This window comes from Candidatus Poribacteria bacterium, assembly GCA_021295715.1.
GTDB lineage: Bacteria > Poribacteria > WGA-4E > WGA-4E > WGA-3G > WGA-3G.
In genome coordinates this window covers 56,678-78,120 of record JAGWBV010000008.1, presented here as the reverse complement: position 1 = coordinate 78,120, position 21,443 = coordinate 56,678, and the positions used below count along the sequence as shown (strand labels likewise).

At 47.9% G+C, this 21,443-nt stretch carries 18 protein-coding genes and 1 riboswitch; of the genes, 13 read left to right on the top strand and 5 right to left on the bottom strand.

The window, feature by feature from the left end; translation table 11 throughout:
- Positions 1 to 313 precede the first annotated feature (313 nt).
- The 3 genes from acpP (at position 314) to folK (ending at position 2,444) form a co-directional block, all read left to right on the top strand.
- Positions 314 to 547: an acyl carrier protein gene (acpP, locus tag J4G07_04415; GenBank protein MCE2413223.1), complete on the top strand. Its 234-nt coding sequence runs from the start codon at positions 314 to 316 to the stop codon at positions 545 to 547.
- A 127-nt stretch (positions 548 to 674) separates the two neighbouring features.
- A complete protein-coding gene (fabF, locus tag J4G07_04410; protein MCE2413222.1) occupies positions 675 to 1,913 on the top strand; it encodes a beta-ketoacyl-ACP synthase II in 1,239 nt (412 codons plus the stop codon).
- Positions 1,914 to 1,949: 36 nt separating this feature from the next.
- Positions 1,950 to 2,444 (top strand): 2-amino-4-hydroxy-6-hydroxymethyldihydropteridine diphosphokinase, encoded by a 495-nt coding sequence (folK, locus tag J4G07_04405; GenBank protein ID MCE2413221.1) that lies wholly within the window; start codon positions 1,950 to 1,952, stop codon positions 2,442 to 2,444.
- A gap of 48 nt (positions 2,445 to 2,492) precedes the next feature.
- Here the strand turns inward: folK and J4G07_04400 are convergent, their stop codons facing one another.
- Positions 2,493 to 2,801, bottom strand: coding sequence for a hypothetical protein (locus tag J4G07_04400; GenBank protein MCE2413220.1), 309 nt, complete (start codon positions 2,799 to 2,801; stop codon positions 2,493 to 2,495).
- A gap of 232 nt (positions 2,802 to 3,033) precedes the next feature.
- Here J4G07_04400 and sucC point away from each other — a divergent pair, with 232 nt between their 5' ends.
- From sucC to panB, 5 genes are all read left to right on the top strand, one after another.
- The gene (sucC, locus tag J4G07_04395) at positions 3,034 to 4,218 is read left to right on the top strand and encodes an ADP-forming succinate--CoA ligase subunit beta (GenBank protein MCE2413219.1); all 1,185 of its coding nucleotides are present in this window, start codon (positions 3,034 to 3,036) and stop codon (positions 4,216 to 4,218) included.
- 7 nt (positions 4,219 to 4,225) lie between these two features.
- Entirely contained in the window at positions 4,226 to 5,422 is a 1,197-nt protein-coding gene (locus J4G07_04390; GenBank protein ID MCE2413218.1) for a phosphoglycerate kinase, read from the top strand.
- Between the two features lie 180 nt (positions 5,423 to 5,602).
- A complete protein-coding gene (gene proS, locus J4G07_04385; protein MCE2413217.1) occupies positions 5,603 to 7,039 on the top strand; it encodes a proline--tRNA ligase in 1,437 nt (478 codons plus the stop codon).
- A 206-nt stretch (positions 7,040 to 7,245) separates the two neighbouring features.
- Complete coding sequence (gene sucD, locus J4G07_04380) at positions 7,246 to 8,118, top strand: succinate--CoA ligase subunit alpha (protein ID MCE2413216.1); 873 nt, start codon at positions 7,246 to 7,248, stop codon at positions 8,116 to 8,118.
- Between the two features lie 340 nt (positions 8,119 to 8,458).
- Complete coding sequence (panB, locus tag J4G07_04375) at positions 8,459 to 9,289, top strand: 3-methyl-2-oxobutanoate hydroxymethyltransferase (protein MCE2413215.1); 831 nt, start codon at positions 8,459 to 8,461, stop codon at positions 9,287 to 9,289.
- On the opposite strand, the gene J4G07_04370 is transcribed toward panB, so the two are convergent.
- The 4 genes from J4G07_04370 to hisI form a co-directional block, all read right to left on the bottom strand.
- Entirely contained in the window at positions 9,286 to 10,047 is a 762-nt protein-coding gene (locus J4G07_04370; GenBank protein MCE2413214.1) for an adenine nucleotide alpha hydrolase, read from the bottom strand. The genes panB and J4G07_04370 overlap by 4 nt on opposite strands.
- Positions 10,048 to 10,088: 41 nt before the next feature.
- Entirely contained in the window at positions 10,089 to 10,652 is a 564-nt protein-coding gene (locus J4G07_04365) for an aminodeoxychorismate/anthranilate synthase component II (GenBank protein ID MCE2413213.1), read from the bottom strand.
- 30 nt (positions 10,653 to 10,682) lie between these two features.
- Positions 10,683 to 12,185, bottom strand: a complete 1,503-nt coding sequence (trpE, locus tag J4G07_04360; protein MCE2413212.1) for an anthranilate synthase component I — start codon at positions 12,183 to 12,185, stop codon at positions 10,683 to 10,685.
- 295 nt (positions 12,186 to 12,480) lie between these two features.
- The gene (gene hisI / locus J4G07_04355) at positions 12,481 to 12,861 is read right to left on the bottom strand and encodes a phosphoribosyl-AMP cyclohydrolase (protein MCE2413211.1); all 381 of its coding nucleotides are present in this window, start codon (positions 12,859 to 12,861) and stop codon (positions 12,481 to 12,483) included.
- A 391-nt stretch (positions 12,862 to 13,252) separates the two neighbouring features.
- Positions 13,253 to 13,436, top strand: a riboswitch (cobalamin riboswitch).
- A gap of 182 nt (positions 13,437 to 13,618) precedes the next feature.
- Between hisI and J4G07_04350 the strand changes: the two genes are divergently transcribed.
- The 5 genes from J4G07_04350 to J4G07_04330 all read left to right on the top strand — a co-directional run bounded on the left by J4G07_04350 (position 13,619) and on the right by J4G07_04330 (position 21,268).
- Positions 13,619 to 14,974 carry a hypothetical protein gene (locus tag J4G07_04350; protein ID MCE2413210.1) on the top strand — a complete coding sequence of 452 codons (1,356 nt, stop codon included), beginning with the start codon at positions 13,619 to 13,621 and terminating at the stop codon, positions 14,972 to 14,974.
- Positions 14,975 to 15,055: 81 nt separating this feature from the next.
- Positions 15,056 to 17,014, top strand: coding sequence for a hypothetical protein (locus J4G07_04345; GenBank protein ID MCE2413209.1), 1,959 nt, complete (start codon positions 15,056 to 15,058; stop codon positions 17,012 to 17,014).
- A gap of 142 nt (positions 17,015 to 17,156) precedes the next feature.
- Positions 17,157 to 18,848, top strand: coding sequence for a PQQ-binding-like beta-propeller repeat protein (locus J4G07_04340; protein ID MCE2413208.1), 1,692 nt, complete (start codon positions 17,157 to 17,159; stop codon positions 18,846 to 18,848).
- 127 nt (positions 18,849 to 18,975) lie between these two features.
- Positions 18,976 to 20,199: a putative DNA binding domain-containing protein gene (locus tag J4G07_04335; GenBank protein MCE2413207.1), complete on the top strand. Its 1,224-nt coding sequence runs from the start codon at positions 18,976 to 18,978 to the stop codon at positions 20,197 to 20,199.
- A 1-nt stretch (position 20,200) separates the two neighbouring features.
- Positions 20,201 to 21,268, top strand: coding sequence for an AAA family ATPase (locus J4G07_04330; protein ID MCE2413206.1), 1,068 nt, complete (start codon positions 20,201 to 20,203; stop codon positions 21,266 to 21,268).
- Positions 21,269 to 21,443 lie beyond the last annotated feature (175 nt).

The window sequence follows — 21,443 nt, the reverse complement described above, 5'->3', positions numbered from 1 at the left end:
ACCACGACTTTGCTATAAACCACGCAACCCGCACCACCCGCAACGTCGAAGCGGTATAGAAAATTATAACGACAATGGGAGACAGAGAAATAAGACGTTAGTGTTTCGGCACTAACTTTGACGGTTCGTCCATACCTCGTGTACCTTGAGGTATGCAAGTCGCTTACATCTTCTGCTACGTGGCAGATTGCGTTGGGTGTGGGCAGGCTTAGACACTGACGGGTGTCGTAACAGGGGATTAGGAGCCCTTTAAGAATTCTATGGATTTCTTTAGAAAAACATAGGTTTTTAAGAACAGATCAGAGAAACGCTTATGGCAACAAACCAAGAACGCCTCATCGAAATTATCGCAAAACAACTCGGTGTTGAAGAAGATAATGTCACTCCAGACGCCTCCTTTATGGAAGACCTGGGGGCTGACTCACTTGATACTGTTGAGCTGGTCATGGCACTTGAAGAGGAATTCGATATCGAAATCCCAGACAGTGATGCGGAGAAAATCCAGACTGTTCAAGATGCCCTGAGTTACTTAGACGAACACGTGTAGATTTTAGTTATCAGTTATCAGTTAAGAGGTTCTCGTTTAATAACGCCCTCTTTTAACTGATAACCGATGACTGAAAGCCTGCGTAGCAGGCGAACCCATAACTATTCAATAAAAAAGGATCGGTCTCGTGGAGCGTGTAGTTATTACAGGAATCGGTGTTGTCAATGCCATTGGCAATACGAAAGAAGAATATTGGGATGCGCTTGCTATCGGTAAAAACGGAATCGGACCTTTAACCTATTTTGATGCTTCCGAGTATCGCACCCAAATCGCCGGAGAGGTCAAGAATTTCCAAGCGGAACAATATATGGACCGCCGTGCTGCATCAAGGTTGCCGCTGTTTATTCAGTACGCGCTTGCTGCTGCAATTATGGCACACAAAGATGCCGGGTTGGAACTTGACGAAGTTGACCCTTACCGTGCGGGGGTCCAAATGGGTTCAGGGATTGGCGGCATCGGTGTCCTCGAAGATAACGCTAAAATCCTCGCTGAAAGGGGAGCGAAACGCGTGAGTCCATTCCTTGTCCCCTATATGATTATTAACATGGCGGCAGGGCAGCTCTCAATCCATTTTAACCTCAAAGGTCCTAATGCTACGTCCGTCACTGCCTGCGCAAGTGCGAACCATTCTATCGGTGATTCGTTCCGTATCATTCAACGGGGTGAAGCAGACGTGATGTTTACGGGTGGCACAGAATCGGCGATTACACCCTTAGCGTTCGCTGGGTTCTGTTCGATGCGCGCCATGTCCGCTCGAAATCATGAACCTGAACGCGCCTCGCGCCCGTTTACGAAGGATCGGGACGGCTTTGTCATGGGGGATGGTGCGGGTGTCCTAATTCTCGAATCGCTATCACACGCCAAAAAGCGCGGTGCGTATATCTACGCTGAGATAATCGGCTATGGAATGACATCAGATGCCCACGATATGGTAAGTCCGCCTGAGAATGGTGAAGGCGCGGCAAAGGCGATGGAATTTGCACTCCGAGATGCGGAATTGCCACTCGATGCTGTCGATTATATCAATGCTCACGGCACCTCGACACCCATTGGCGATATTGCCGAAACGAACGCCATTAAAACCCTCTTCGGTGAACACGCATACAGAATTCCTGTTAGTTCTACCAAATCCATGATCGGTCATCTGCTCGGTGCTGCGGGAGCCGTAGAACTCATCGCCTGCTTAGGTGGGATGGAAAAAGGCTTCCTACCTCCAACGATCAACTACGATATGCCGGACGAAGATTGCGACTTGGACTATGTTCCAAACGAAAGTCGCGATGCAACGATCAAGGTCGTCCTCTCCAACGCGTTCGGTTTCGGTGGACACAATACCTCAATCGCTATTCGCAGATTTTCAGATTAGTAGTGTCCGTCCGTTTGGACGTGCTTCGGAGATTCTATGTACGCAGCCTACATCGGCTTCGGAAGCAACATCGGTGACCGTCTGGCACATATCCAAAACGCCATCCATGCTCTATCAAAAACGGAAGGAATCACCTTAAAGAAGATTTCCTCCATTTACACAACCGATCCAGTCGGATATGAGGAACAGGCACAGTTCCTGAACGGGGTTGTCGCTATCCAAACCTCCCTTTCTCCTCTCTCTTTGCTACACACTTTAAAAGACATTGAGACCGCTATTGGTAGAAAACACCGCATGCGTTGGGGACCAAGGGAAATCGACTTGGATATATTAATCTATGGAGATGTGTGCGTCCAAACAGAGGAACTCGTCGTGCCACACCCAGAGATGCATCTCCGTAGTTTCGTACTGGTCCCGTTAGCAGAGATTGCACCGGATCTTGTCCATCCAGTCTTTCAGGAACCTATCCAGACTCTTCTCAATTGCCTTGAAGACAGCGAATTCGTTCTGAAAGAAGATTGTGTTTTGTAGTTCCGTGGGGCAGAACTACATTTTCTTACAGAACACAATATCATTTTTTTAAGCATGCCGTTTTCTTAACCATCTTTGAATATCTAACTTTCCTTGAGAAAAACCCCAAATAATGGCGATGCCTATCAATACCCAAGCACCATACCACCCGACAGGAACTATAATGTCATGGAACACTGTATCCCGCAATCCGTCATAGCGACTATCCATGTAGCGGTCGGAGAGCCTACCCACTGTGGCGCGACCGATAAAATCCAATCCTGTTAGCCATACGTAACCTGCTACGATTCCGAGTAGAACCCTCACAAGAAATGTCCCAATAAACCGAAGACCGGTTTTGAATTTCCGCATAAACATCGTTTCCACCTCCTATGGTTGTTTATATGGAGTTGCCTGAGATGAAAAGGGATAGTGAAAATTTGTGTCCACGTGCCGAAAGTGCTATGACAGTGATATGAACCAACCTGAAAAACTTGCAATTTTCTCTCAGGTATAGTATAATTTGTAGATACGTGAGTCCGAAATACGTGAACAGAATACACCAGTAATCACAAGTGCCAAAGGAGTTTAAGGAAAAACTATAAAAAAGATGAACATCCACGAATACCAAGCCAGACAAATCTTAGAATCCTATGGTGTCAATACGCTACCGGGTCAGGTTGCCGAAACGCGAGAGGAAGCCGAAGCAATCGCACGGGAGCTCAATTGCCCAAAATACGTTATTAAGGCACAAATACATGCTGGTGGTCGCGGGAAGGGCGGCGGGGTTAAACTCGCAGACTCACCCGACGAAGTTAAACAGCGCGCAGATGCTATTCTCGGAATGCAGTTGGTAACACCCCAGACCGGTCCCGAAGGAAAACTCGTTCGTAAAGTCCTAATTGCCGAGGCTGCAGAAATAGAGAAAGAGTTCTACCTCGCCATATTGCTCGATCGAGAAACTTCCCGACTCACCTTAATCGGAAGCGAAGAGGGGGGTGTTAACATCGAGGAAGTGGCAGCGCAAACCCCTGAAAAAATTATTAGAGCGGAGGTTCATCCAGCTTTCGGATTAACTGAGTTCCAAGCGCGGGAGTTCGCATACAAACTCATCACCAATATAAACTACCGTTCTGTTATCCCAAACGCCACCCAATTGATTGTGTCGCTTTACAATGCGTTTACTGAGTGCGACTGTTCGTTGGTAGAGATTAATCCCTTGGCAATTGTAAAAACGGATGACGAATTAGACATTATCGCACTCGATTCTAAGGTAAACCTTGATGATAATTCACTCTGGCGACATCCCGATATAGCTGAGATGCGTGATCCGCACGAAGAAGATCCGAGTGAATTAGAAGCAAGCGAATCGGGTTTAAGTTACATCCGTCTTGATGGCGATATCGGTTGCATGGTGAACGGCGCAGGACTCGCTATGGCAACAATGGACATCATCAAACAGAACGGCGGTGAACCGGCAAACTTCCTTGATGTTGGTGGGGGCGCATCTGTAGAGGCAGTTGCCCACGCTTTCCGTCTCATCCTTGCAGACGAAAACGTGAAGGCTGTTCTCGTAAACATTTTTGGCGGTATCATGAAATGCGATACAATCGCAAACGGCATCGTTGAAGCCGCAAAGCAGGTTGAACTCAATGTCCCGCTTGTGGTTCGGTTGGAGGGGACAAACGTGGAGCTCGGAAAACAGATCATTGCTGAGTCGGATTTGAACGTTCTACAATCGGAAGGTCTCTCTGAAGCGGCGCAATTGGCAGTAGAGGCGGCGAACGCTGCATAAAAATGATATGGAAAAACTTGAATTAAAGAACATAGACGTTAGTGGGAAACGCGTTCTCGTCCGGGTGGACTTCAATGTTCCAATGAAAGATGGAAAGATTGCAGATGAAACCCGTATCACTGCTGCTTTGCCGACACTGTTAGCACTCATCAATGCCGATGCCAAAATTATCCTTGTGACACATTTAGGCAGACCCGAGATGGGTTCGGCAGTTGACCGAGAGACGCTCTCGACTGAACCAATTGCTGTAGCTCTCAGCCGAAAACTCGGTACGCGTGTCGCACATGTCAACGATTGCATCGGTGAGTCGGTCCAAACTGCCGTTGCATCAATGCGTAACGGAGAAATTCTGCTCCTTGAGAACGTCCGATTCTATGCCGAGGAAACCGCGAACGACACGGCATTCGCAGCACAACTTGCTTCATTCGCAGATGTCTATGTGAACGATGCCTTCGGCACTGCACACCGTGCCCATGCTTCAACGGAGGGGGTAACGCACTATCTGAGTCCGTGTGCTGCCGGGCTTTTGATGGCACGCGAAATCTATTACCTCAGCACCACTCTTGAAGATCCTGCACGTCCCTATGTCGCTATCCTCGGTGGTGCAAAAATTTCCGACAAAATCACACTGATTGAGAACCTCCTCGGAAAGGTTGATAAACTTCTTATCGGTGGAGGCATGGCATATACATTTCTATCAGCGATGGGATTCGGTGTCGGGAACTCAATTGTTGAAACTGAGAAACTTGACGTTGCAAAATCGTTAGTCGAAAGAGAAGACTTCTCGGATTCCGTCCTACTACCCGTGGATCATGTCGTGGGTAAAGCCTTTGACCCAGAAACCGAGTCACAGATTGTGGGCAAACGAGGTATCCCAGAGGGTTGGCAAGGATTGGATATTGGTCCTGAAACTGTATCGGCTTTTGGTAGACAGATCGCGACAGCAAAAACTGTGGTCTGGAACGGACCTTTAGGTGTCTATGAATTTGAGAAGTTCGCACACGGCACGATTTCGGTCGCAAAGCAGATTGCCGATTCGGAGTCGATAAGCATCATCGGCGGTGGGGACTGTGTTGCGGCGATACAACAAGCAGGGGTCGCGGATCGGATGACGCATATCTCAACTGGCGGTGGTGCCTCTTTGGAGTTTTTAGAAGGGAAATTTCTACCCGGTATCGTTGCTTTAACGGATCGAGAGAGATAACCTCCACTTCAGGAAACTGAGCCCGAAGCGGTGCGAAAGGAAAAATTAGTAACCAGCAGTCGGTTAAGGGGTTTTTGTTAAACCTAAACGCGTAGCCTGCAACATCGGCGCAGGCGGGTCTACGGAAAGGCACTTCAGTTATCCAACCCACCTGACCGAACCGCAAGGAATAATTAAAAAATGTATGATAAAATAATTCCCCGTAGTGAAGACTACGCAAAATGGTATACGCAGGTTATCCGTCAAGCGGAGATGGCTGACTACGCTCCCGTGCGCGGATGTATGGTCGTCCGTCCTTACGGCTACGCACTTTGGGAGAATGTTAAAGAGCAATTGGATACCCGGTTCAAAGAAACGGGACACCAAAACGCCGCCTTTCCCCTCTTCATTCCGATGAGTTTCATCGAAAAAGAAGCGGAGCATGTCGAGGGTTTTAAGCCGGAACTTGCTGTCGTCACACACGGCGGTGGTAAAAAACTCGAAGAACCGCTTGTCGTCCGACCGACCTCTGAAACCATTATCGGCTACATGTATAGTCAGTGGATCCAGTCCTATCGAGATTTACCGGTACTTATCAATCAATGGGCAAACGTAGTCCGATGGGAATTGCGTCCTCGTCTTTTCCTCAGGACGATGGAATTCTTCTGGCAGGAGGGGCATACGGCTCACGCAACGCACGAGGAGGCTGAAGAAGAAACGCTTCGTATCCTCGACCTCTATGCCGATTTTGCGATCAATGAAGCTGCAATACCTGTCATCCCGGGACGCAAGAGTGAAAGCGAGAAGTTTCCGGGCGCGCTAACCTCCTATACCATCGAAGCGATGATGGGGGATAAACGCGCACTTCAAGCTGGCACTTCGCACGACTTAGGACAGAACTTCGCCAAGGCTTTCGAGATTCAGTATCTTGATGCCAACCAGAAACAGCAGCACTGCTGGACAACCAGTTGGGGTGTCAGCACCCGAATGATCGGCGCGATTATCATGACGCATGGAGACGACCAAGGGTTAGTTCTACCACCGAGACTTGCACCTACTCAGCTCGTCATTGTGCCAATCGTTCCTAAAAACAACGACAGCGATAAGCAAGCCGTCATGCAAACCGTTGATGGTATTTGTGAAACTTTGGGTGGCATCCGCTACCATGTTGACGATAGACATGATTACTCACCCGGTTGGCGATTCAACGAATGGGAACTCAAAGGCGTGCCCTTACGCATAGAGATCGGTCCCCGTGATTTGAGCAAACAGCAAATCGTCCTTGCGCGACGCGATATTCCCGGCAAGGAAGGCAAAATTTTTGTGCCAATTGACAGTGCCGCCGAGACGGTAACGCAGATGCTTGACACCATTCAAGCGGATATGCTCAAACGGGCGACAGACTTCCGCGATGCAAATACCTTTAAACCTACCACCTACGACGCGTTTAAAGAGGTTATCGAAAATGGATTCGCACACGCTCACTGGTGTGGCGATGCAACTTGCGAAGATCAAGCCCGAGAAGAAACACAAGCGACTATTCGATGCCTACCGATGGAACAATCCGGTGGAGATGGCGAATGTATTGTTTGTGGGAAGTCTGCGAAAGACATTGCTGTCTTTGCTCGCGCTTATTAGAATAGTTATCAGTTTGCTTCGCAGTGAGAATGCGGGTTGCTACGATGGGGAAATCCGCAGAAATACCCAAGCAATACGTAGAAATGCCCAAGCAAAAACACCCCTATCAAAAACACCCTTTCAGTTGTCAGTTAAAGGCCGGTATGATTCAGTCAAGCACCTCTTTAACCGATAACTGAAAACCGAAGACCGAAAACCCAAAAAATATGAGCATACTCGTTAATAAAAATACAAAAGTCCTCGTTCAAGGCATCACAGGTCGTTCTGGACGCTTTCACACAGAGCAGTGCGCAGCTTACGGCACCCAGATTGTCGCAGGCGCAGTTCCCGGCAGAGGTGGAACTGATGTGAATGGCATCCCGGTTTATGACACTGTAGCAGAAGGGATCGCCGCAACAGGAGCGGATACCTCGATGATTTTCGTCCCTGCACGCTTTAACGCGGCAGATTCTGTCATGGAAGCGTCGGAAGCAGGGGTCGAACTGATTGTCTGTATTTCTGAGCACATTCCTGTTCTCGACATGGTAAAAGCCAAGGCATACCTTCAAGGAAAGTCAACCCGATTAATCGGACCGAACTGTCCAGGCGTCATCACACCCGGTGAATGCAAAATCGGCGTTATGCCCGAGTTTGCCTATACATCCGGCAACGTTGGGATTGTTTCTCGAAGTGGTACCTTGACTTACGAAGCTGCATATCAACTGAAGCGACTCGGTATTGGGCAGTCCACCTGCGTTGGCATTGGTGGTGACCCGGTGATTGGAACAAACTTCGTTGATGTTCTCAAACTTTTTGAGGCGGATGACGACACACACGCCGTCGTCTTAATAGGTGAAATCGGTGGAACGGCTGAGGAAAAAGCAGCACAGTTTGTGAAGGATGAAATGACGAAACCTGTTGTTGGTTTTATTGCTGGACAGACAGCACCACCCGGAAAGCGAATGGGACACGCGGGAGCAATTATCTCCGGTGGGCAAGGCACTGCTGCCGATAAAATTCAGGCACTCAAGGATGCCGGGGTCGCTGTTGCCGATAGCCTCACCACTATTGGGGAAACCGTTTCAGAGGCGTTGGCGTAATTTATATTTTAATTTTTCCTGGCGGAGAAACGACGGACCTCCATCTTTGACGTACTTTTCTTATATCTGTCCTCCATTTTATTACGGACTACGGGTTTTGTCTTATCTTTAATTTTATGACCAAACTGTAGTGTTCTGTCAACCTTGAACTGACGGCTTAGGTGGTAGAATCTCCCTAAACCTCTCGCTGTAGGAGCGAACTGTGATATACTTTGGCGTGACAAAGCAGTAGCCTGCAACAATACGCAGAAATACCCAAGCAAAAACACGCAGGTGGATATACGGAAATGAAGGTTATTTATCCAATCCACCTGACCGAACCGCAAGGTAAAATTAAAAAGTGAAGAAAGACATCGTTTATCTGCACACCAAAAAACGGCAACGCCAACCGATTACTGTGTTGACCTGCTACGACTATCCTACCGCTTGTATGCAAGACGAAGCGGGTATTGACATCGTTTTTGTTGGCGATAGTGTTGGGACCAACGTTCTCGGCTATAAAAACGAGACAGAGGTGACGATGAGAGATATGCGTCACCATCTCAAAGCAGTCCGTCGCGGTGTGACAGATGCCTACCTTCTTGTTGATATGCCCTACGCTGCAGATCGCGATGTGCCGCAAGCCATCACCAATGCGAAACTCTTTATATCCGATGGAGCAGACGGTGTTAAATTGGAAGGTGGTCCAGAAAAGGTCCCCATTGTTACCGCACTCACCGAACAGGGTATAGACGTCTGTGCACACATCGGTCACAATCCACAAATCCACGGGACCAAGGCATCAACCCACGGCAGAACTTTTGCCAAAGCAAAAAGCCTCATTGAAGCAGCAGCAGCACTGGCAGGTGCTGGCGCGAAACTCATCGTCCTTGAGAAAGTCACTGAAGAGGTAAGTCAGATCATAACCGATAAACTCAATATTCCGACTATCGGTATTGGTGCAGGTCGATTCTGTGACGGGCAAGTGCTCGTTATTAACGATATATTGGGTATAGGTCCCCCACTCAAACACGCCAAACGTTATCAAGATTACAGTCAATTGACGGTTGAGGCAATCTGCCGGTATAAGGAAGAGGTTGCGAACGGCGCATTTCCTACAGACGCGAACACCTCACATATCCCACCCGATAAACTTGTGCGCCTGCAGAAGTGGCTAAAATCAACGCACTAAATCGCCTGTTCAGTAGGCACTACATCGGCATAGACGTAAGTCGGTGAAGTGTTCCTACTTGAATGAATCTTGTCATTGCTGTCTTTAGTGGAAACAATGTCTCTCTGGACAACTTTACCCGGTTTCGCGGCAACAGGCGAACGAAACATTGGTCCATCAACGACGCAAGTATGGAACTCACCGTTTTCACCAAGCGGATCCACTCCATCGGGTAAATCAGCAAGGAGTTCAGCATCGAACCAACGTCCTGCGAAATCAGCAGGAACCTTGGTAGGATTGAGCGCGGTAATAATGGCACGCATGCCAGAAGCGATCATTTTATCAGCGAGCTGTGTTGTGTCTTCTCCCCATACTGGGAAAATCGGTGTGAAACCAGTGCCACTTAATTTATCTTCTCGGTATTCACGGATGTCCTCTAAGAACAAATCCCCGAACGCGAAATGCGATGTCCCCAAATGTTCCGGTAACGCTTCCACTTCTGCCAGAAATTTCCGCATAGCATCTTCGTAGATCGCATTGGAGCAAGGATAGGGGATCGGTATTTCATACAATGGCACTCCGAGTTTCTCCGCCTGCTGTTTTAGCACCCATGCCGGCGTAGAGTGGATGGAGACGCGATCGAATGTCTTTGTGACGGTAGTAAAAATACCCCGTACATCGTAACGTTCCGGCTGCTGACGCAGTGTGTGAAGTGCCCACGCAGAGTCTTTGCCCGATGACCAAGATACAAAGACTGGGACCGGTGTACTGTTGTTCATCTCTTTTGTCATATTCAACCTTTCTATTTTTAAACCCACGTCTACAATGTCAAAAAGTTGCGAAGTAGGCTCTTGCCAGCCGCCGTCAAAATCGATTCTGGATGGAACTGCACACCCCAGATAGGTAATGTTTTGTGCCGAAGTCCCATGATTTCATCCTGATCTGTCCAGGCAGTGATCTCAAGGCAATCCGGCAGTGTCTCTCTTTTTACGATAAGCGAATGGTAGCGCGTGGCTTCAAATGGATTATCCAAGCCCTCGAAAAGCTCGAGCTCATTATGCATTATCATTGAGGTCTTACCGTGCATCAATCGATCTGCTCTAACGACATCACCACCGAACGTGTCCCCGATGCACTGATGCCCAAGGCAGACCCCTAAAATCGGAACTTTACCGGCGAAGTGCTTTATGGCATCAATGGATATACCCGCCTCTTTCGGCGTGCAGGGCCCCGGTGAAATAACAATCCGTTCAGGTTCCAGCGCATCTAATGCGTCCAACCCTATTTTTCGACTCCGGTGAACCTCCAAGTCAGCACCGAGTTCACCCAAGTACTGCACCAAATTATAGGTGAAGGAGTCGTAGTTATCAATCATTAAGACCATTTTTCGTCTCCTTTTATCAGCGGTCAGCCATTACAATAAGAAACCTTGTTCTGCCAATGCAATAGCACTCAGCATCGCCCGCGCTTTACTCACGGTTTCGTAATACTCTGTTTCAGGGACTGAATCCGCGACGACACCACCACCTGCTTGCACATAAGCCGTACTATCTTTGATAACCGCTGTTCGGATAGTGATCGCCGTGTCCGCACTGCCGGAGAAGCTGAAGTAACCCACCGCTCCGCCGTATGTGGCACGGCGCGTCGGTTCAAGTTCATCAATGATTTCCATGGCGCGTATCTTCGGAGCACCAGAGAGTGTCCCAGCGGGAAGGCACGAGCGTAGAACATCAAAAGCCGTAAGGTCTTCGCGTAAGCGTCCAATGACGTGTGAAACGATGTGCATCACATGCGAGAAACGCTCGACTATCATAAGGTCGGTCACTTCAACGGTGTTATATTCACAGACCCGACCGAGGTCGTTCCGTCCTAAATCAACGAGCATAATGTGCTCTGCTCGTTCCTTTGGATCGGAGAGGAGGGTCTGTTCCAACTCCCGGTCCTCCTCAGCAGTTGTGCCGCGCGGGCGTGTTCCGGCAATCGGAATGGTTTGGACGATGCCATCTTCTACGCGCACCATCATTTCTGGTGATGCCCCTACAATGTCAAAACCTTCAAACTTCAGGTAATACATATAGGGGGACGGATTGATCATTCGCAATGCCCGATATATCTGGAACGAGTCTACCGACACAGGACAACTGAACCGCTGCGAAGGGACAACTTGGATGATGTCGCCAGCAGCTATGTATTCCTTCGCGCGTCTGACCGCCGCTTCATAATCGGATTTCGTGAAATTCGATTGTGGGGCAGATATGATTTCGTCATACTGTTCCTGATACTCGTTACTATTCCTACGTAAATGCGCTTCGGAAATGGCTGTAAGTTTCTCGACCAATGCGTCAATTTTCGCAAGCGCATCCGCATAAGCCCGATCTACATCTCCATCAATATGTGCGTTCGCCACAACTCTAATTTGGTGGTTCACATGATCAAATATCAAGAGTGTTTCGGCAATCATGAAAAAGCAGTCCGGAAGCTGCAGTTCATCTTCGGTATTATCCGGCAATTCTTCGACGAAGCGCACCATGTCATAACTCATGTAACCAACCGCACCACCATGGAATTTGGGTAACTCTTCAGCGTCAACGGGTTGGTAAGTCTGCATTAATTCCTCAAGGGCACGCAATGGATCTTCATATTCTTGGACAACGGTTTCCCCTTTTTCCAAGTACTCAATGGTAACCTGATGCCCTTTACTATGGAAAAGCACTGAGGGTTGACTCCCCAAAAAAGAGTAACGCGCAAGGTTTTCACCACCTTCAACGCTTTCGAGCAAGAACGCATAATTATCCGGCATCAACTTGTAAAAAGCGGATACCGGAGTCTCCATATCCGCCATAATCGATCGATATACCGGTATTGTGTTTCCAGATTTCGCTTCTTCGCGAAAATCTTCCAACGTGGGATAATACATTTTTCAATTATTCCTTGCGGTTCGGTCAGGTGCGTCTGGAGTTCAGGTTCTTATCCGTATATCCGCCTGCGCCGGTGTTGCAGGCTATCGTTTTGTTTAATTTTTTAAACGGACATACGCTTGTCTGAATCCGAAGCTTTATAATTTTAGCCCGTTACAAACGCCCGACCATTGCTTAATAGGTAATTAGGGGCTTTCCTATAAAATCGAGACTATAGATGAAGACTATAGATGAATTGAATCAAGCAATTCTCGAACGGATGCAAGGATACAAGAACAGACGAAATGTCGGAGTCTAATAGACAGCATCTGCGTCGAAAATCTTTTCACCTACGACCTGCGTTGATTCTCCGTCGGGGGAAACTTCTCGAAAGAAGCAGGAGCGATAACCGGTATGGCACGCCGCCACCTTCTGCTCAACCTTTATGAGCAGGGCATCACCATCACAATCCACTGCGATAGATTTAACCGTCTGTGTATGCCCTGAAGTCTCCCCCTTTATCCATAGCTTTTGGCGGGAACGGCTCCAGAAACAGACGCGCCCTGTATTCAAGGTCTCTCTTATTGCCTCTGCGTTCATATAGCCTACCATTAGGATTTCTTTATTCGTTTCATCTTGAATGACTGCCGCGACTAAACCATCGCGGTCATACTTAAGTTCCGATAGAATTTTCATTTTTTAAATTTTCCTTACTACAGGTCAATCTGTGAACTTTGCAAAAAAAATACCCTATGCTGCCGGGATCGGTGTGCATAAGGCTTCAACAGGACTTAAAAATAAAAATGACGATTTTCAGTCTCTATTTCAGTTATCTGTTTGAACGCACACTCCCCCGTAAGCCATTGGACCGCCACCAATGCCAATGATTAGATATGCTATGCAATCTGGAGTGTGAACGTAAAAAGATCATTTTCTCGCTTCTCAACAACGGTTGATAACTGCCAAATTTCGGGATGTATCCACGCCTAATATTAATAATACCATATCTGTTTTGCATTGTCAAATTTTTTTCAAAAAAATATTTGCATAAAACAGCACAACGTGATATAATATATGTATTACAATTGAATAAATGAACGGTTCAGGTGCCGAAAACCGGAGAATAGGGAAGCGCGGTGAGAATCCGCCACGGCCCCGCCACTGTGAACGATCGCAAGTATCCGCTGAAAACACCACTGTCAAACAACTGATGGGAAGGTCCAGCGGAAGGATCGGAAGTCAGGAGACCTGCCTGAATCATGTTTCACGCATCTGCTTTCGCGGGAAAGCGGTGGAACAGAGCACAGTATCCTGTTAGATCAAAAATAGACATACCGATATAGGGTATGGAACTCGCTCACACATTTACAGGATATGCTTTACGCAAAGTGTCGCTTCCTCCCCTGTCTTTCCGATGAAAGCAGGGGTTTTTTGTTTCATTACGGAGGTATTAATGAACAAAGTTTTAGCGGCGACGTTTGCATGCACGTCAAAAAAAGTCTATCGGCGGCACTTCTCGTGCTATTCACTCCTACTTCTCGGCACAATCCTATTTACACTCCTCGTGAGTCCTACCTTTGGACAAACAGAGGAGCCAAACGCGGCGGTTGTCATAAATACCTTAACGCACCCCGATCTGGGGATCACCGCCTCACTTTCGCTCATTGATCTGGAAGAGGCAAATGAGAGACGGGCTGTTGACAATGAAATACTCCACATCGGCTTTGATCCGATATTACGGCGGCGGGCAATTGGTCTCTCTATTCACGGGCATCTCGCCTATATCACGAGTTTCAACTTACCCATCACTGGCGAAACAAGTTCCGGCGATAACATCTATATTATTAACTTGGAAGATCGAGAGTTTGTTGGCGAAATCCCGATTCAAGCGGGCACAACGCCGCAGCAGATCGCTTTGGTCAGTGATCAGAAGTTGTACGTCACCTGTGCCGCAACGCATGAGGTCCATGTCGTTGACATTGACAATCGCAATGTGACAAAGGTCCTCACGGGTTTCTTCAACAAACCGACCGGTATCACGCTTCTCAACGGCAAGGCATACGTCTCAAATCCCGCATGGGAATGGGATCCAGTTGCACGGAAAACGACCTATTACGATAGCACTGTTACAGTGATTGATACAGAGACAGACCTCATATTGAAATCCATTCCGGTGCCGACAAATGCAGGGGCGATCATCAACGACGGCGAGTCCACCGTTATTGTCAAGACAACGGGTAATTACAACGACATTTCGGGGCATCTCGTTTTGATTGACGCAGCGACCGATGAAGTCATTGAAACGGTTAAGCTTGGATTCACACCTGGTGCCTCCGCCCTTAATTCAGAAAAACAGTTGTTTATCCAAGGCAGTTGGCAAAACCCCGGTTTGCTCATCTACGATATCGCAGCACAAAACTGGATCCGTGACGAAGATGACACGATCGCCAACTTCAGTAACGAGGCAGATACTTCTATCAGTGGAGGATTGACTTTTGCCCCGAATGGAAATCTCTATATTACGCAACCCGACTGGTCGGGGGGTGGACAGGATTTCGTTCGCGTCATGGACGTGGTAGATGCATCTCTCCTGCGATCCTATCGCGTTGGACTCGGTGGCTCTATTTTGGGCTTTGCAACGATTACCCCGAGACGCGAAGACATCAACAATGATGGGTTCGTCAACGTGAAGGATATGATAATCGCCGGTCGTTTTCTTGGTGACGAGGGTGCCGGAATACGTGCCGATGTCAATGGAGACGAAGTGGTGAATATCCTTGACCTGGTGCTAATCGGTCAGGGACGCTAACTTAGCAGTCGTAGGCGAGGTTTTTACCTCGCCTTTACAAATTTCGGGCATTCGCAATAAGGCACGCCTTTACGAGATTGTATGGCACACGCTTTGAATGGAACATCATATCGACCTACAATAAAAAAGTGTTTCTGGGTCTTGCCACTGCTTGTTTTTTTATACAGTTGTGTCTCAGTTCCTAAAGAAGAACCGATCTCATGGAAGGTGACGTTTTTTTCATTGGGGGCAAAGGTGCGGTTTGGAACGACAGCACCGATACAACGTCTAAGCACCTTTAATCCTGACGATGTGAGGGTCGCGCAACTCAATTTTCCTGTGCAACCTCGGCAGACAGAATCGCTTTATTTTCAGTGGAGTGAAGGGGAGACTTATAGGTTTGAGGCGACCTTATCCACTGGCGATAGTATCGTTCAAAGTGTGACAGCGCCGCGGACATACACACAAGGAAATTTAGAGATCGCGCTTCCTTATGGTGCCACAATTGAATCGGATTTAGGAAATGCCTCAGGAAACGATCAGAGGGCACTCGTTTTGCATGAAAGTGAAATGACTGCCACAGTCCTTGTCACAAACGGCAATGTACCAACGACCTTTGATTTGGAACTTTGTCTACCATCAACTGTAACAGCCGTTCGCTTTCCAGAAAATTGGAAGACAGAATCAATGGAGGCGAAAACCTGCCTCTCTACCACCAGTAGGCTTAGTGTCTCATCAGAGGTGTGGTACCGTGAATTAGTGTTGAGAACGTCCACTGCAAACCCATCGGACAGACAAGAGATTTCAGGCACTGTCCGTTTCACAACAGATACAGGACAGATATGGGAACAGCAAGCGACTGTGCAATTGCGGATAGCAACTATTTCTGAGATCGCTGAACACCTATCCATCGAATCAATTGAGATGCCTACAGACGCGATGGGTGCGGCGGATCCGAAACAGCGGGAAGATACCATTTACTATCCGCGACCGTTATTCAGTTGGCTCAGAACCGCACAGACCAATGCATTCGAGCCAACAACTTACCAGACAGTCCGACTCCGCAACAGGGGTGAAGAAACAATCCACGTGGTTGTGTCATCAACCAACACGGATACGAACACTGGCGAAACTATTGTCTTTCTGGCACCACCAGAGACAGCGAACGGTGGAATGAATCGGAGTGTGGCGTTTGCGAGTCTGCCCGGTGGCACGATTACGGAAATTCCTCTCCCCATCTATTTTCACCCAGCATATTTAAGCCAGGGCAAGGCAGAACAGGCGATCCCTGGGGAGTATGAACGTGGGGTTACGGTAAAGGTCTGGGGAAGTGACGCCACGATTCTTCGCGAACAACGTCCACTGCACCTAATCGTTCCAAACCAACAAGCGTTGCTCGTAAGTCTATTGGCAATTGTCAGTAGTTGCCTCGGTTTTGCAATTGTCTTACGATTCCACAAGCGACTTTTCGCAAGTTTCACAACAAAACATCTAATTGTAATTGCCCTATTCAGTACAACGGTTTTTGTGGCAGTGATGGTTCCGTCAACGCTGTTCCTTAACTTAGTCAGTGCCATCTTAGGTCCGTTCTCTGTGCTGCTGACTGGCTTAATCAACGAAACGCTCTATTACGCCTTGTTGACGGCACTGCTGATTTACATCACCGGAGATCCAAGAAACGCTGAGACCAGAAATCATGTCCGCGCGAAAGGGAGTGGCGTAATCCTGCTTGTCTCTGCGGTCCGTCTGCTTCTCGGAGGGGTAACATTCGGGCTTTTCACACCGATGGCGATCGTCTACACCGGCACAAGTGTCCTTCTACTCGAAACGGGATTCCTGCTTGTGCGGAGTCGCAATCTACTGGCGTGGGCGGTCGTATTGGGTATCTGCGATGCCCTCTCTGTTTATGTCGATTTTCAACTTTCTATACTGTTCTATCGGCTTTTCTACGCCGATTGGTATATCGTTCTCCGAATTTTAATAGAGGGGTTCGTCTATACATTTATCGGTGTGCTGCTCGGCGCACGGTTGGGGAGAGGTCTATGGCGTGTGGCAGAGTAGCCATCAGCCTTCGGCTTTCAGTGGAGCGTTGGGCAGTTCCAAACGTTCCTGACAGCCACAATCTCCTTTTAGCTGACTGCTGACGACCGACAGCCGACAGCCAATACTACAGAATTACTTTACATTATAAGGGGTTATGACAATGAAGCGAATTCAATTTTTCAGCTTACTCTGTATGCTCATCGTTTTACCATTTACTGTCGTAACAGCAGAGGTGGACGTCACTTGGGTCCGGACAGGTGTAGTGTTTGAAACGGAACACAAAAACAACGTTGAAAGCGAAATCGACGTCGTATTCGAGACAAGCGGCACAACACACGACTTAACCGAAAGACCGACAATTCAAACGATTGATGCAAATCGCGTTTTGTTCCAATTTGCATGGCAACCGAATCAAAAGTACCAATTTCACTTGAATGATAGCGAAACAACAGTGACTTCGCCTCTAAAACCTGAGTCGTATCTCATCCGGACCGTTGAATTAGATGGACTTTTATCGCTGATGGAGAACCTTCGTCAGCCCGCGAAACCCACAACACTCGCCTTAGGGCATGGAAATAGTCCGCTTTTGGCAATTGCCACCGATAGTGGACACCTTGCGGTCCTCCGACCGTTGACCGGTGAAACCCTCTGGAAAACCCGTATCTCGGAAGGCTACGTGAGTCGGATGACATTCAATCATGATAACACACGACTCTACATTGGTGAACAGGCAGCAGATGGATTTATCTACTGCTACGATCTAACAACCGATAAACCGACACTTCGTTGGAAATACCGCACTGCCGACGACATTGAAACCTCTATACCGAGTAATCCGGATAGCGTCTACGCATGGGTAAGTTACCCTGGTCCATCGTGTATGCGAACGTTGGCGAATGGAGACCTTGTCGTAGCGAGCGTGCACTCGTGGACAGAGAATAACACGCCACTTAAGAAATCCCAACTCTATAGGTTTGATAGTGAAACCGGAAATGTTATCTGGAAATGGACGCGTGAGGGCGCGGTGCCGAAGATAATGCGTTGGTTTGACGTAAGTGCTGACGGAAAAACACTCGCACTCCTAACGGATAGTGGGCATAACCTGCAGGGCAGTGAAACGGCTGAAAGCGATGCTGGTAACGGGAAGCTCACCGTTCTCAACGCCGAAGATGGAACAGAAAGGTGGCACATGGATATTGAACCGTTGCGCGAGTATTTCGCACAAGTCACGTTCTGGCGCGGGGTTAGCATGTCTCCCGATGGTAAATTCGTCAACGTGACAACTGACGATGGTCGTGCCTTCATCTTTGACGTAAATCAGTCGGAACCGATATGGCAGGAAAATCTGACGACTCCCCTAGAGGTAAGCGGTATTCCTATCACCGCGACTGCTGGTACGATCGGTGCGACGGATGCCGCAGCACTCTTCGTTACAGGGGACACCTACATCCCATATCATCTTCGGAAGGGAGCACAAAAGCCATCAACAGGACATCCCAACGGGATGACGTTGTTCGCTTATTCGTGGCGTGGTGAAAAGGTCTGGCAGTGGAAACTTGAGAACATGCCACAAGGCTTACGCATTGACGCGAAGGATCGTTATGCCGTGCTATCGGTTTCCAAACGAGCACAGGACCCGAATGAGAGTCTCCATGGGGTGTCAGTATTTGATCTGGCAGCGGAGGGCAACGGCTTGGCGAAGTATCTGTACACCTACCGCACAGAGGGGCAGCTGACCTACGACACACTCGCAATAAGTCCGGATGGTACTTTGATCGTTGTTGTTGAGGTTCCGATCGTGATGTCGAATGAAACCGTCCGTGGAAAGAGTCGGATACATGTGCTATATTGATTTTCTCGGCATAAAAGATTAGCCTTGAAATATTCTTCTCAACTCCATATACTTAACTATATCCACAATAGCGAGTTATTGTGTTAAAGTACAAATGACTAACATAGTAAATTAACGAGATATCAAAATGCAGCATTTCACAGATCCAGAGTTGCTACAAATTATTGAGTTCGATGAAGCTGATTGTGTGGAGTTTAAGGAGTCTTTATCTGGTAGTGCTCCCAAAGAAGTCAGAGAAGCCATCTGTGCTTTTGCCAATGATTTACCTAACTACGAAAAACCTGGTTTCGTTTTCATCGGAGTGAAGGATGACAGAACTATTGTAGGCTTATCGGTCACCAACGAATTACGGCGGCAATTGGCAGATATGAAAACTGATGGTAATATTGTACCACCGCCATCACTCACGGTAGAAAAGCGTTTGCTACAGGGTAAGGAGGTGGCTGTAGTTAAGGTGGAACCAAGCGACTCGCCACCAGTGCGATGCAAAGGGGCGATTCATATCCGAATCGGACCGCGTCGAGCTATCGCCACAGCACAAGATGAACGGATACTGAACGAAAAGCGTCGGTATAAAGATATCCCTTTTGATCTTCAACCGATACCCACGTCGGGTATATCTGATCTCAATCTCATCCAATTTGAACACGAATATCTGCCACAAGCTGTTGATTCCGACATATTGGAAGCCAACGAACGCACCTTTGAAGAACGGTTGGCTGTGACAAAGATGATTGCTTCAGCTGATGAGCAACTTGCGACTGTGATGGGGATCCTTGTACTCGGCAAAAATCCACAGGATTTTCTTCCAGGAGCCTATGTGCAATTTCTCAGAATTGATGGGAACGATCCAACGGATGAAATTCTTGACGACGAGTCTATACGCGGGACAATTTCAGACCAGATCCGCCGCTTAGACGATAAGCTGATAGCACATAATCGTATTGCAGTTGACATTACGTCTGGTCCTCTTGAGAAGCGAACAGCCCTTTATCCTATGTCAGCGTTACAACAAATCACTCGAAATGCCATTATGCATAGAAGTTATGAAGCAACCAACGCTCCCATTCATGTCTATTGGTTCAACAACCGAATTGAGATTTTAAACCCTGGTGGTGCCTTCGGTGCCGTAACTCCTGAGAATTTTGGCAAGCCAGGTCCCACCGACTATCGAAATCCCAATCTGGCAGAAGCAATGAAAACTTTTGGATTTGTGCAACGTTTCGGCATAGGTATATCAATAGCGAGAAAACTCTTAGAAGAAGCGGAACACCCGGAACCAAAATTTAAGATCGATAACACTAATGCGATTGTTACAATAGAAGCAAATTTGCAATCCGAGGGTATCTGAAATGTCTGTACCAGTTCTAACTTTCTTCAACAATAAAGGCGGTGTTGGTAAGACCTCCCTCGCCTACCATCTGGCATGGATGCTAAACGATCTCGGACATCGGGTGCTTGCTTGTGATCTTGACCCGCAGGCCAATCTTACCGCTGCGTTTTTAGACGAGGAACGTTTGGAAGGTCTCTGGGACGAAACTAATGCTGTTTCTGCTTCCAGAAACACAATCTTCCAGTGCGTGAAACCGCTAATAGGAGTTGGTGATCTGCACTTGCCATATCTCCAATCAATTTTATGGCAATTGGACTTCGGGCAGAATGATCTAAGATTGATTCCGGGGGACTTAGCACTTGCAGAATTTGAGGACACCCTATCTGATGAATGGCCAAAAGCCATGGGATCCACTAGTCTTCACAGATCCTTCAGGATACTAACGGCGTTTTCGGCTATTATGCAGCAGGGTGCCGCGGAAATGAATGCCTCAATTATTTTAGCCGATGTTGGTCCGAATCTCGGTGCTATTAACCGCTCTGCATTGATTGCCAGCGATTACGTTGTGGTTCCCCTTGGAGCAGATCTATTTTCGCTTCGTGGCCTACAGAACCTCGGTCCAACCCTCGAGCGGTGGCGAGAGGATTGGCAACGCAGACGAGACAACTGGTCCGAATGGCAACGCAAGCAAGATAACAAGAATGTGCCAAATTTTCCCCTTCCAAAAGGGGGCATGAAGCCTATCGGGTACATAATGCAGCAACACGGGGTGCGTTTAGAACGCCCTGTTAAAGCTTACGACAAATGGGTTAATCGGATGCCTGAGGAATATGCCCGGAACCTGCTCGGAAATGGAACAGGCCCCTACGCTGCGACTCCGGAAAAGGATAACGAAAATTCCCTTGCCATCCTTAAGCACTACCGTAGTCTTATCCCGATGGCACAAGAAAAACGTAAACCCATCTTTCATCTCACTACGGCAGATGGTGCCTTCGGCAGCCATGCAGCCGCTGTTAATGATGCACGCCAAGACTTCAAGGTTTTGGCAAAGAAAATAGTGGAGAGAATAGGAATTAAGAAGGTGTAACTGTCCACAATAAGCGTGTTAATCCACTGTATCACGCGATTTTTATCCTCAATATAGGTTCCTCTCTACCGCTCCCGTTTTTTTGGGGAAATATCCTAACCGCCCAAAATATAAGGGGAACAACAAGTGTGGTGTTCCCCTGATCGCAACTTCAAAACAGTGAATAAAAATCCCG